We start from the raw sequence: 12537 nt of genomic DNA, 5'->3' as shown, positions 1-12537 counted from the left end.
CTTTGAAATTCTAATTTTTTAAAATACTTAAAAAATTATCGAACATAACTTGATAGACTGTCACATATAGCAGTCCCCATTGGATGATGTATTCATATAACATCTGCACTTGAGAGGATATCTTAAGCTTAGCATTCAAAAAATGATTCAACCAATATAGTACGATCCCATTTAAGATGGCTATGATCAAGATCACTGAAAACAAGCCCTCTATTCCATAATTTAATACTTGACCCAGCGGTGTTATAAAAAATAACAGTATCAACAATTCAAATAAAACACAGTCTAAACATGTTTCTAAGCCCACAAGGACAAACGCCCTTACTATCTTAAGCGATTTTTCTTTCCTTAAACCTACTAAAGATCCAGAAAAAATTATCAAAACTATCAAAGCGTAAAGTGCTATATAGCTTCTCCCCTTGATTTTTTATCATCGTCAACACTGTATTGTCTATACAAAAAGGCTAAAAGGATCTATTCTTTACTTTTAGCCTTGGATCTTATTTATTTTAATGTTCTGATGCGCCGGTATTAGCATCAGGTGTCATTTCAGCACTTGGTGTTTCAGAAGCACCTGTGTTGACATCAGGCATCATCTCCATCTTGCCACCGACCAAACGTTGCCCTGTTTCTTTCAAATACCAATCTAGCCATGGCTTGAAATTAAAGACTAGTTCATTGATCCCAGCATAGGAACCATCTGGATAATACATTGCCTGATAATGGTGCGTATTGACCACATTTTCTGGTGAACCGGGAACGATCGTACGCACAAACTCCTGATTTCCGTTGCGCAAAGTCCCTACGACCCATTCAACATTTTTCATCCGTGCCGGTGGCAATGAATTATGCACCGTCGATAACCGGCTACCAGATTGAGCCGGTATTCGTTTAGCTAACATTGTCTCTGGCTCTTGATGCGCATTGTTGTAGTATAAGAATTGATTATTATCGTCTGCATAAGTCAATTCAAACGGCATCGACTTCAAGAACATATTGATCTGATCGACCGTTAAGATCCCATGGTCGAGCTTGACATAAGTATCTCCCGAAACCGCTCCTGTGATCTTCGCTACTTTTTCGACCCATTTGGGATCATCGGGATCAACTTCAGTTACCGTTGTTTTGATCGGATGGTTAGCATCTAGATCTTCGGGTGCGATCGGTTTTGGTTTTTTTAACGAACTGACCACTTCAACGTATTTGATAAAATTATCTAAACACGTCTCTAAAAAGTTGACTGTATCTTGACTAATGATATTTCCTTCATCATCAAATGCTTCTTTGGCTTTTTCTAACAAAAATTCATTTCCGGGTAATGTATATGCATTGACCCCGGGTGCATCTAAGATCTCACGCAAATGGGTTTGAGCACGCGAAGTTCCTTGGTCATAATAAGAAGCCCCAACGATCATCACAGGTTTACTTTCAAACGGATGAACTTGATAAGACAACCATTCTAAAACACTTTTTAACGCTGCCGTGATCGTATGATTATGTTCTGGTGTAGCGATAATGACCCCATCTGCACGTGTGATCTTATTGTTCAAAAGGCGTAATTGGAAGCTGTCTGCCCAATTATCATCTTGATTGAACATTGGAACTTTATCGATCTCCAAGATCTCCAGTTCAAATTTTGATTTGAATTGTTTTCTAATATATTCCAACAATAAGCGATTATATGATTGTTCTGCACTAGAGCCAACGATGCCAACAAATTTCATTGTTAAATACCCCTTCCTCGCAAATTAAAGATTTTCCCAGTCAAAATTTTCAGCTTCCTGATGCAATAACTCATGTGCATTTGAAAGTTTAGCTGTAATTTTAACAAAAATCCGGAAATCATCAAAGAGTGCGTCTAATTTTTGAACGGTCTCTAGATCGATCAAATTCCCAGCTTCATCAAAAGCCTGTAACGAATGCGCCAAGAGAAATTCTGACCCCGGCATTACACTGGCCTTTAATTCAGGAGCGTCTAAAATTTGGCGCAATTGCGCTTGCGCACGCGAAGAGCCCAACTTACCGTATGAAGCCCCCGTGATCATAACTGGTTTATTCAATAAAGGTGAGATCCCGTATGAAAGCCAAGCTAAAGCATTCATCAAAGCCGCCGGGATCGAATGATCATATTCTGGTGTAGCAATGATCACTCCTTCTGCTGTCTCGATCTTAGTAGCGATCTCAGTCACCTTTTCAGGGACTTTCTTGTCAGCCGGCTTGTTGAAAACTGGGATATCTTTTACCTCGACCAATTCGATCTCAGCTTTATCCGCCAAATGACTTTGCATATATTGTAATAATTTACGATTAGTCGACTCGGCTGAGTTCGTACCAACGATTCCAATAAGTTTCACTGTGTCATCCTCGCTTTCCACTAGTTATATATAGTTTGATCCTCTTAATCTCTCAGCTTAATTATACCGTATTCAAAACCCTAGTAGAAAGTATATTTAGCTTTTTACTTCAAAATAATTAGCAAACTGCTCGGTTCTTATCTATTCATTGTTTTTCTCCCATTCACTAAAGTAAACGGTGATCCCATCAGCCGTGATAAAGTAATCGATCCAGATGGCCGAAACATCATGACTAGACGCAAACTTTAACTCGACCTTAGCTAGCTCAGGTGCCTCTTCTAACTGCATCTCAAGGTCATTGACACTTCGCAACTCGATCTTTTGCCACTCATTTCCTATCCCACCTAAACTTTGCGTGATCTTTTCTAACATTTGAACTTTCGGCGTATTGTCCAAGCAAAGGTATACCTCTGGATCAGTTAAATATACATCGGGGCGTGCCGCTTTAACGATCAAAGTTCCCCGTTGATTTTCATTTGTTTTTGAAAAACACGCTTCTAGACATTCGATCGCTAACGGTCTGTCATCTTTTTTAAGTCTAAAGGTACCGATCAAAGTATCTAAGGCATCGACACTTTGTGAAGTCACCGTAAAGATATCCTTCTCGACGGATGCCAGATCACTTCTTGTCTCCAACTTTTCAATGACCTTTTTACAACGTTCAAATGGGTAAGGTGCATTAGCCGCAGTTGCATAGATGATCTTCTTAACTTTAACGATGTGCATCTCTTCAGCTGGTCCTACTGGAACAACGACTTCATCACCTTCTTTAATGGTCTCATCATCGCATAGATACGTATAAAGTGGTTCATCAGGTATAAATTCGACCTGACAAAACATGTATTTTTTCTCCGTCGTCGAGCTAAGTTTTTGCGCTAGCTCAACTAAAATATCCACGATCAGTCGATTTTGTAAAAAGCGCAAAATATAGCCCTCACTAAACTCTTCACGCTTAATGATCCGTACTAAGGCTGCCAACAACACCTGCGAAGATAAATTTGACAGCTCCGTTACAGTTTCAACATCTACCTGCGCTTGAGATAAGATCAATTGATAATTTTCTAAATTGAGCTGAGGTTGGTCGTATACGAATAATTCGACTTCTCTGATAAAGTTCTCAACAGTTTGAGAATATTTGACATAGGGTAAATTGCCTGGACGATAGCACCACTCACCCCACGGCCCTGTAGCCAATTTATCTTTCCATGCTAGCAATAATTTGACTTCTTCACACATTTAGATCACCTCTCTATACAAAAAAGACCATGGCAAGAGTGCCTGCCATGATCTTTGAGCAAGTATCTGATCACTTCTTGCGATAAGTTTCTGGCAATAAGATAATTGCCACCAGATATATCATTGACACAATAATATAGAAAATATTGGCAGATAGCAAGCCACCTGCACCCAAGATCATGCTCCAGATAACATTTAGGATCGTATAAAAGCCATAGGTCAAAGCCCAGATCACACCAAAGAGCAAGGTCGACTTTTGGGGGTTCATATTTGGCAATTCATGTGGAATGTTTAAATAGATCGGATATTGTGAGAATAAGAAGATCCCACTGATAAATAGTAGCGTATATGCCACTAATGGTGAGATACCCGCTAAAAAGATCGCACCGGCAATGGCTAAGATCGCAGCACTACCTAAAACTAATAGGATCGGACGCCGTTTTCGTTCGACCTTGATCTTTAGCATCAATAGGGTTCCGACCATACCACCGCCAGAAACTGCACAGATCATCGCACCTGGTTTAAAATTACTATAAGCATTTGCCAATGTTGGCGGTAAACTGGTCAAAGTCATCACATATAAGAATAAGAAAGCACCAAAACCCAAGGCAAATTTCCAAACAAACGGATCTTTGACTGCTTTTCCATAACTGTAATCATTTTTAACTTCAGATCCACCTGAGGTCTCAAAATTTTGTGCTTTCAATAACCAAACGATAAAGAAGAAAATGCTAAAGGCTGCCACACAACTCAACGTCAAACGCCAATTATGTGTCATTTTATCGGCAAAAAAGACAAACGCGATCGCCATGATAAAGGCCCCGATATTATAAGATGCGGTGATAAATGACGAATAAAAGATCTTTTGTTCCCGTGAAACAAAGCGGACCACGATTGGATTCATGTAGACCATGATCATTGACCCACCAAGCGCCATGATCATCCGCGCAATAATGTAGAGCCAATAATTGGGCATCCAGATCGCGACCATTGAAAATGATAATAAGAATAAGGCAAATTGACCAGCGCGCTTGATCCCAAGCTTCATCAAAAATAAAGCAGCTAAGAAATTAGCGACTACCCGAGCGATCGTGATCGTATAGTTGACCACTTGACTCAACACCGGTGAAACTTCATGTCCAAAATAAGTTTGAATGATCTGTGGTCCAAGATTGGAACCACCGACCCAACTAGCAGCAAATGTAACATATGCTGCAAACAGGGTGAAAAACATCAAAATACCCGTTTTTTGACTGACTTCTTTCATTTAAGATCCCCTACCATTCTTTGATTGACCGATGCAGCTAACAACAAATAAGTCTGGGTGTCTACTTGGACTAGACCACCTCGCCTTCAGTTATTTTGATAGCGTTATCATTTTTGAGCACTATAACAATAAACAAATTATCTTTCAAGAAGTTTTTGCTTATGATAAAACCACAATAAAGTGGATACTTCGCTGTTTTTCACCCAAATCAACTTTTATTTGTACACCTTTATTCTATCTTTAAAAGGAGGTTTTCGTCTAGTAAAATACTCTCTTTATGTGATCGGATACAATTAGACCATTAAAAAAGGCCGAGATCTACTCAGCCCTACAGCCACATCACAATATTCTTTGATATATCTCTAGATCTAGGTCTTTAAAAACATTAAAAATGACCTTGAGCTTAGAGTCAGTTTGACGCAAAAAATCTTTGACCGTCTTACTTGCGATCTGAGCGGCACGCTCATTTGGAAAGCCAAATTCACCCGTAGAGATGCAACAAAAAGCTAAACTTTTTAAATTATTATCATGTGCCAGCTTTAAACAATTATAATATGCTTGCGCTAACTGTTCTTCGTATTCTGGGGTCAAGGTCTTATTTTTAACGTACGGTCCTGCCACATGGAAAACATATTTGCTGGGCAAATTATATGCCTTAGTCGGTAAGACTTGAGCGACTTTCACAAAGCGCCCGACCTTTTGCATAACTTGATAACATTCATTTCGTAGTTGGACCCCTGCAAAAGTATGGATCGCATTATCGAGGCAATTACAGTTCGGGCGATAACACCCTAGCATCGTTTTATTCGCAGCATTGACGATCGCATCGACTTTAAGTGTCGTGAGATCCCCTTGCCAAAGATAGATATTGTCAGAAAGCGGCGTTAGATCTTTGAGAGTCGTTATTTTCTTTTGAGCCAATACTTCAGTCAAATATGCATCTTGGATCTGCTCAAATTCAGGTGTGATCGGGCGCGCTAAGCGTGTATTGAATAATGCTCGTAGCATTTTTTCTTGTTCTGCTTGTGTCTTTGGGATCTTAAATTTGGCTGTTCGTGGATTTTCATTTAATAAGCTTTGGATCAGATAAAGTCGCCGTTTAGCTTGGTCCATCAGTGATACCTCCATTCTTATCTATATATAGTATATATCACCTTTAGCCTTTAAAATATTTTTAAGCCGATAACGGCCACGATGATCAAAGCAACACAGATCATTTGTTTAGTATTTAATTTTTCGCCATAAACAAGGCTTCCCACAACCAAAGCTCCGATGCTACCAAATGAGACCCAAATACTGTAGGCTACTCCAGCATCCAGTGTTTTCATCGCAAATGAAAGTCCCGTCAAACTTACCGTCGCAAAAAATAATGTTCCCACTGTCCAAAACAGCTGTTTAAAACCACTTGCTCGTTTCATACAAAAAACCAAGCCGACTTCGGCTAACCCTGCACCGATCAAATAGATAATGTCCATCGTTACTCATCCCCCAAATATTTTAATCCGATCAACCCACTGATCATCAAGCAAACACAGATCCCTTGGCCCAAACTCAAAGTTTCACCTAAAAAGATCCAGCCAAATAAGACCGAGCCAACTGCACCGATCCCACAATAAGCCGAATAAGCGATCCCAGCAGGTAAATTTTTCATAGCTAGGGAAAATAAGTAAAAACTCAAAATAATAAAAACGAGCGTGATGATCCCATAAGGCTGGATCGTAAAACTGTCCGAAAGCTTCAACGTCAACGCCCAAACGATCTCCAGCAATCCTCCTAAGATCAACAGTAACCAATTTTTATTCAAATCACTTCATCCTTTCAAATAAAAAAGCATAGCTAGACAAGATCCATCTTATCCAACTACACTTAGAGTAAGCCTCCGATGTAAAGTATAAATTATGCTATCAGAGTTATATTCAACTGTCAATTCAAAATTTATTTCAAATATTGCTGGAAAAAGTCTACGATCTTAGCAAACGGAATGACTTTATCTTTGCCACCATCATAAAAATCTGTATGGTCAGCTACAGAGATCAAATACAATTCCTTATTATCAGGGCAAACCGCACCTTCCACCATCTTAGCGTAAGCATCTTCACTAAAATAACATGAATGTGCCGCTTTACCGTGGATCATCAAGACTGCATTTTCGATCTCATTACTGTATTTAAGAAGTGGTTGGTTGATAAACGACATACATCCAGTCACATTCCAACCATCATTTGAATTCAAAGACCGCTCATGATAACCACGCTTAGTTTTGTAATAATTATAATAATCAGCGACAAACTGAGGTGCATCAGCTGGTAAGGGATCGACCACCCCACCAGCTCTAGCATAGTCAGCATTAGCATAATCGCGGGTGCGTTGCTTGTTTAAGGCAATCTTTTTAGCTTGACGTGCTGCTTGAGAATCTTCAGCATCAAAGTAGCCATTAGCATTGATCCGTGACATATCATACATCGTTGCCGTCACAGTCGCTTTGATCCGCGTATCAAGGGCCGCGGCATTCAAAGCCATACCGCCCCAACCACAGATCCCGACGATCCCGAGTTTTTTTGGGTCAGCTAGCTCTAAATTAGATAAATAATCGACCGCTGCTTGAAAATCTTCTGTATTGATATCAGGCGAAGCCACATTATGAGGAAAACCACCACTTTCACCCGTAAATGACGGATCAAAAGCAAGCGTTAAAAAGCCAGCCGCAGCCAAAGTTTGCGCATATAACCCAGAAGCTTGTTCTTTAACGGCTCCAAATGATCCCGCGATCGCAAGTGCAGGTAGTTTACCAGCTGCAGTTTTAGGCAAATACATATCAGCCACTAAGGTGACACCGTAGCGATTGTGAAACGTCACTTTTTGGTGTTTTACCTTAGAGCTGGGTGCAAACGTTTTATCCCATCACAACCAACACTATCAAAGCAGATCAAACAACTGGAAGCTGAGCTAGGACAAAAGCTCTTTACCCGAACCAACTACAGTATCCGCTTGACCGAAGCCGGGCTGCTCTTACAAAAGCGCGCTGAAAATATCGTTGCTTTAGTTGATAAAACAACGCAAGAATTCCAAGATCTAGATGATGTGATCGGGGGCGATATTCATTTTGGTTGTGCTGAATCGATCGGCATGCAATATCTAGCACGCCAATTCAAAGAGTTGCAGAGCACTTATCCAGGGTTACGCTACCATTTATACAGTGGTGATAGTAGTGATATCGCCTTGCGCTTAGAGCGAGGCTTGTTAGACTTTGCCGTGATCGTCCAAGAAGTTGATCTGCAAAAGTACAATTATCTCAAACTCCCCCATCACGATACTTGGGGCGTGCTCATGCCTAAAGATAGCCCGTTAGCACAGCATGCAGTTATCACAGTCGCTGAGTTAGTCGATCTGCCCTTGATCGTGTCACGCCAAGGGATGGAAGCAGACTATCCTAAGTTCTTTGGTGAAAAAGTTGATGAATTAAATATCGTTGCAACCTCAAACTTGATCTATAACGCCTCACTTTTAGTGCGTGAAAATCTAGGCTATGCTTTGACATTTGATGATCTAGTCGACACTAGTAGCGACAGCGAGCTTTGTTTTCGCCCACTTGAGCCAAATCTGACCTCTAACATGTATCTTATCTGGAACAAACACCAAGTCTTCTCTCCCGCTGCCAAATTGCTATTAGATAAACTCAAAGAAAAACTAGCTCAATAAAAAAAATTCTGGTGAAGTGAACCCATAAAGTTGGACACTCTATTTAGACTATATTTCTTAAGGCAAGATGTCGGTATTCTACCGGTGTCTTGCCTTTTAATTTGACCTTTATCCGTTCGTTATTGTAATAGCTGATCCAGCTGATCATTGCGTTGACCAACTCTTCTTGTGTTGTATATTCTTTATTGTGATATAGCTCTACTTTCATTGTGTGGAAAAAACTTTCCATGGGTGCATTATCTAAGCACGTTGCCCTACGAGACATGCTTTGAAAGATCCTATTTTCTTTTAGCTTCTTTCGCCATTGGACACTCTGATATTGGACACCTTGATCGCTATGGAGAGTCATACGATAGTTTAATTTAGGTCTAAGTTTTATCAATGCATCCAACGGTTTTACCACGAAGTCTGTTGTTGGATGCTTACTGATACTATAGCTCACTATTTCATCTGTACATAGATCTTTGATAGGTGAAAGATAGACACGTTCTTCTTGTGTCTTATTTCCATACCTAAATTCACTTACGTCAGTCACCATTTTTTGAAATGGTAAATGTGTATCAAAACGTCGATGTAATAAGTTCTTAGCTTTCTTACCTTGTGGTCCAAGGGCAGAATTATATTTTCGCCTTTGTTTATTATACATATGCGCTGATAGGTCATTTTCTCGCATGATGCGACTAACACGCTTATGATTTACTTTTATGCCTTGAGATCGTAATTTCAGTGTTACTGTACGATAACCAAAACACGGGTGCTTTGATTTGACCTCCTTTATAAGCTTTAATAGCTCCTCATCTTTATTTTTTCGCCTGTTTATTCGTTGGGCTTGATAGTAAAATGTACTACGTTTAAGACTAGTGTAAGGTAGTATTTCATCCAATGTATATTTAAATTCCTGCCTTAATTCTTGGATGATTTGATATTTTTCTTGCGATGTCCGCGCTTCTGAACCAAGGCATCGAGTTTTTTTAAGTATTCATTTTCAACCCGTAAAGCACGATTCTCAGCTCGTAAACGTTCTAATTCAGATAATTCTGATTTTTCTGCTTGTTTATTATTGTTGGTCGTCATGTGTTTAGCCCGTCCTCTTCTAGTAAATAAGGCATCAACACCTTTAGTATCCAATTTACGTTGCCAAGTCGCGATCGTCCCAGGATTACTTATATCAAACTGAAGTGCTGTTTGCGGATAGGAAGCCTTATGTCTTTTTCTCCAGTTTAAAACGTTGAGCTTAAAATTTCCATCGTAATCGTATTTAGGGTAGCGAACTTTTAACCCATCAATACCATATTTTTGATATCGTTTGACCCACATAAGGATATTTGAGTGATTCTTCACTTTATAAACTTTAGCTACTGTGTTACTTCCATAGCCTCTTAGATACATATTTACAGCCCGCAACTTATCCTCAAAAGAAAATTTAGTCATAGTAAAACCCCCTAAGTTAGATTCCTTTGTCCAACTTAGGGGGTTCACTTCATGGGACCGTTTGATCTCAGAAGTTTTTTATTTCCAAAATAAGTCATTTAATGTTACATCAAGTTCTTTACAAATACTGATACAAAGATTGATCGTGGGGTTATAGTCGCCTTTTTCAATGGCCGAGATCGTTTGGCGTGAAACACCGACACGATCGGCTAAAGCTTGCTGTGAAAGGTCTTTTCCCGCACGAGCTGCTTTTAACTTTAAATTCTTCATCTGCCTTCATCTTCCTTACGATCTAGGTAGTTACGCAAGAGGATCGTGCTTCCTGTGATGAGCAAGAAAATACCCAGAAATACTAAGTAAATATCTTGCTGATCTACTTTTGAACTTTCAAAATAGTCCCAAGTTACCGGCAACAATTCCAAAAGCCCTAGTCCAGCATATAACCAGCCCATTGAAGAACTTTTTTTGACTTTAACAGGAAAATAAGCATGCTGCCAAATAGTATATGGTGCAAACACCAAAGTCCCAAGCCAAATGCTCAGCGCCGCTAGATTTTCACTCGATAAAAGCTGGATATTCCCGAATACTTCCAAAAAGTATACAACAGCATTAAAAAACATAATTGTAACAAAAGCATATTTGTAGGCCCGATCTACCACCTGTGTTTGTCGTTCATCACGTTCACCTTCGACTTTATTCATCAGTATCAAAAAGCCAAATGAAAGGGCTACAACTAAAATTATTACTGGAGCTAAAAACATTATAGATCACCTTCTTCATTACTATCGAGATGATTACGCAAAATGATCGTTAGCGCAATGCAAAAACAACTGATTCCAAAGATCAAAAAGCTAACACCTTTTGTAAGATCAGGACTCCCTCCCCAAAGTCCTAAAAGATCGACTATCCCAATCAATAAATTAGGAATTCCCATTATGAGCATTACGACTGCAAAACCATTAGTTTTTTCAGATTTGAGTGAAAAATATGCGTGATTCCAAATTGCATAAAGTGAGGCTACTAATATACCACTCCAAATACTCATTGTAGATGTAAACCTCACTGAAAGTTCTGGAAAACTATCAAAGACACTAAAAATGTAAAAGACAGCATTCAAAAGCAAAACTGTTAGCAATCCATAACGACCCCCACGATCCATGATCACTGTTTGTCGTTCATCATACCCATCATCTTTTTGTAAAAATAGCACTAGTCCTACCACCGCAAAAAATAAAATTACAAATAAACTTCCTAACATGGGTATCCCTCCTTTTCTACACCCTAATAGTAATTTAAATCATCAATAATGTCAACTATATTTTACAAAAATAATCTATAAATGGCATAAAGCATAAAAAAGAGTGCCATCACTGACACTCTATATCTTATTTACCTAAAACTAAGCGTCTAGTATACACTGCTTGGCCTGAATGCATACTAGCATCATCTAGCGTTGAGATGATCCGCACTGCTCGTGTAACTGGGGGTTCCCAACTTTCATCAATGATCTCATCTAATGTTGCCAGGTCTAGTTTCGATAGATAATCTCGTCCAAAAGCGACCGCCGCTTGAAGATAATCAACTAATAATTCTTTATCCTCCACTTGAACTTTACGTGCTTGTTCTGGTGTATGGATCCAATCCTGTGTGTCTAAAGGTAGATCTAAATCAAACTTTTGCACCCAACCCTGACTGGTATAGAGCGGTTCTTTTCCAGCTAATTCCGATAATTGTTGATCGATCATCTTAGCTGTATGCCAAGTCAACCACGTGACCGATTTGATCAGATCCGCTGGCATCGTGTTCAATTGTTCAACATTCATTTGTGCGATCGTTTCTAAAAAACGTTCTTCCGCCCGGTTAAGTGCATCAACTAACATCTCTACTGTTTGCATAATATTTCCTCACATTTCTCAAATTTTTTAGCGCCTATAACACCAAACGTTTCCATTTTCTGATCTTCGTTCTAAAAGTCGTAAAAGGCGCCACGGTATTCACATGAATAAACTTATAGACTTCCCAGACTGCTGTTTTAGTTGAATTATCCGCCCATTTTCGCATATGCGGTTCAAATACTTCAGCTTCACTCAGTTCATCAAGCATCTGATATATGGCCTGAATGTTTTGGTCTAATCTTTTTTTCAATTCTGCTAGTGACAATGGAGCATAGGTTACAGAAAAATATTGGTAAAGTTCCCCTAATTGATTCCATTTATAGTTCTCAGTTGGGGTTTTTACTGTTTTTCCTTGTCTTTCATCTGCTTCCCACTGTAATAATAGCGTTGTCCAACCTACTTGATAAGCCAAATTTTCCGCTGGTGTACGGTCCACTGCATCACAACGCTCATCTTTTAAAGCCTCAGGGATCGCGGTAAATTCCGCAATATACTTAGCATACGTTTTTTTGATCTCAGCTTTTAGTTCTGCTTTATCATGATAACTTCTCATCGTTTAAACTCTCCCTTTAAATCTTTTACTTGAGTTTACACGTAGATTTTTCCCACAGTATCACTCTTTATCTTGCTTTATTTTCATGATCATCTCACCAAT

17 protein-coding genes are annotated in these 12537 nt (G+C 39.3%); 1 reads left to right on the top strand and 16 read right to left on the bottom strand.

Annotated features, from left to right (window positions below):
- Window positions 1-10: 10 nt before the first annotated feature.
- From CPS94_RS11850 to CPS94_RS01175, 9 genes are all read right to left on the bottom strand, one after another.
- Window positions 11-382 carry an SA1002 family membrane protein gene (locus CPS94_RS11850; protein ID WP_456264533.1) on the bottom strand — a complete coding sequence of 124 codons (372 nt, stop codon included), beginning with the start codon at window positions 380-382 and terminating at the stop codon, window positions 11-13.
- Window positions 383-509: 127 nt separating this feature from the next.
- Window positions 510-1724, bottom strand: coding sequence for an NAD(P)H-dependent oxidoreductase (locus CPS94_RS01210; protein WP_112195654.1), 1215 nt, complete (start codon window positions 1722-1724; stop codon window positions 510-512).
- A 24-nt stretch (window positions 1725-1748) separates the two neighbouring features.
- Window positions 1749-2354, bottom strand: coding sequence for an NADPH-dependent FMN reductase (locus CPS94_RS01205; RefSeq protein WP_004049341.1), 606 nt, complete (start codon window positions 2352-2354; stop codon window positions 1749-1751).
- 141 nt (window positions 2355-2495) lie between these two features.
- Entirely contained in the window at window positions 2496-3590 is a 1095-nt protein-coding gene (locus CPS94_RS01200; RefSeq protein WP_112195656.1) for a DUF6508 domain-containing protein, read from the bottom strand.
- A gap of 70 nt (window positions 3591-3660) precedes the next feature.
- The gene (locus CPS94_RS01195; RefSeq protein ID WP_076149957.1) at window positions 3661-4857 is read right to left on the bottom strand and encodes an MFS transporter; all 1197 of its coding nucleotides are present in this window, start codon (window positions 4855-4857) and stop codon (window positions 3661-3663) included.
- 339 nt (window positions 4858-5196) lie between these two features.
- Complete coding sequence (locus tag CPS94_RS01190; RefSeq protein ID WP_056958767.1) at window positions 5197-5970, bottom strand: protein-ADP-ribose hydrolase; 774 nt, start codon at window positions 5968-5970, stop codon at window positions 5197-5199.
- Between the two features lie 50 nt (window positions 5971-6020).
- Window positions 6021-6332 carry a DMT family transporter gene (locus CPS94_RS01185; RefSeq protein ID WP_004049350.1) on the bottom strand — a complete coding sequence of 104 codons (312 nt, stop codon included), beginning with the start codon at window positions 6330-6332 and terminating at the stop codon, window positions 6021-6023.
- Between the two features lie 2 nt (window positions 6333-6334).
- Entirely contained in the window at window positions 6335-6661 is a 327-nt protein-coding gene (locus tag CPS94_RS01180) for a DMT family transporter (protein WP_112195658.1), read from the bottom strand.
- A gap of 131 nt (window positions 6662-6792) precedes the next feature.
- Window positions 6793-7680: an alpha/beta hydrolase gene (locus CPS94_RS01175; protein ID WP_238145362.1), complete on the bottom strand. Its 888-nt coding sequence runs from the start codon at window positions 7678-7680 to the stop codon at window positions 6793-6795.
- Window positions 7681-7701: 21 nt separating this feature from the next.
- Here CPS94_RS01175 and CPS94_RS01170 point away from each other — a divergent pair, with 21 nt between their 5' ends.
- Window positions 7702-8556 (top strand): LysR family transcriptional regulator, encoded by an 855-nt coding sequence (locus CPS94_RS01170; RefSeq protein ID WP_238145360.1) that lies wholly within the window; start codon window positions 7702-7704, stop codon window positions 8554-8556.
- Window positions 8557-8599: 43 nt separating this feature from the next.
- Here the strand turns inward: CPS94_RS01170 and CPS94_RS01165 are convergent, their stop codons facing one another.
- From CPS94_RS01165 to CPS94_RS01135, 7 genes are all read right to left on the bottom strand, one after another.
- Window positions 8600-9475 carry an IS3 family transposase gene (locus CPS94_RS01165; protein ID WP_039936034.1) on the bottom strand — a complete coding sequence of 292 codons (876 nt, stop codon included), beginning with the start codon at window positions 9473-9475 and terminating at the stop codon, window positions 8600-8602.
- Window positions 9460-9987, bottom strand: coding sequence for a helix-turn-helix domain-containing protein (locus CPS94_RS01160; protein WP_112286318.1), 528 nt, complete (start codon window positions 9985-9987; stop codon window positions 9460-9462). The genes CPS94_RS01165 and CPS94_RS01160 overlap by 16 nt, the downstream gene beginning before the upstream one ends.
- Window positions 9988-10065: 78 nt before the next feature.
- Window positions 10066-10257, bottom strand: a complete 192-nt coding sequence (locus tag CPS94_RS01155) for a helix-turn-helix transcriptional regulator (protein ID WP_004049360.1) — start codon at window positions 10255-10257, stop codon at window positions 10066-10068.
- Complete coding sequence (locus CPS94_RS01150) at window positions 10254-10748, bottom strand: hypothetical protein (protein ID WP_112195660.1); 495 nt, start codon at window positions 10746-10748, stop codon at window positions 10254-10256. Before CPS94_RS01150 ends, CPS94_RS01155 begins: the two co-directional genes overlap by 4 nt.
- A complete protein-coding gene (locus CPS94_RS01145; protein WP_112195662.1) occupies window positions 10748-11245 on the bottom strand; it encodes a hypothetical protein in 498 nt (165 codons plus the stop codon). The genes CPS94_RS01150 and CPS94_RS01145 overlap by 1 nt, the downstream gene beginning before the upstream one ends.
- Before the next feature lie 127 nt (window positions 11246-11372).
- A complete protein-coding gene (locus CPS94_RS01140) occupies window positions 11373-11882 on the bottom strand; it encodes a DinB family protein (protein WP_112195664.1) in 510 nt (169 codons plus the stop codon).
- Between the two features lie 34 nt (window positions 11883-11916).
- The gene (locus CPS94_RS01135; protein WP_112286317.1) at window positions 11917-12435 is read right to left on the bottom strand and encodes a ClbS/DfsB family four-helix bundle protein; all 519 of its coding nucleotides are present in this window, start codon (window positions 12433-12435) and stop codon (window positions 11917-11919) included.
- Window positions 12436-12537: the final 102 nt, after the last annotated feature.

It is taken from the genome of Ligilactobacillus murinus, from assembly GCF_003288115.1.
GTDB classification, from domain to species: domain Bacteria; phylum Bacillota; class Bacilli; order Lactobacillales; family Lactobacillaceae; genus Ligilactobacillus; species Ligilactobacillus murinus.
The sequence above is the reverse complement of the archived record's forward strand: the minus strand, read 5'-3'. Positions and strand labels throughout refer to the sequence as shown.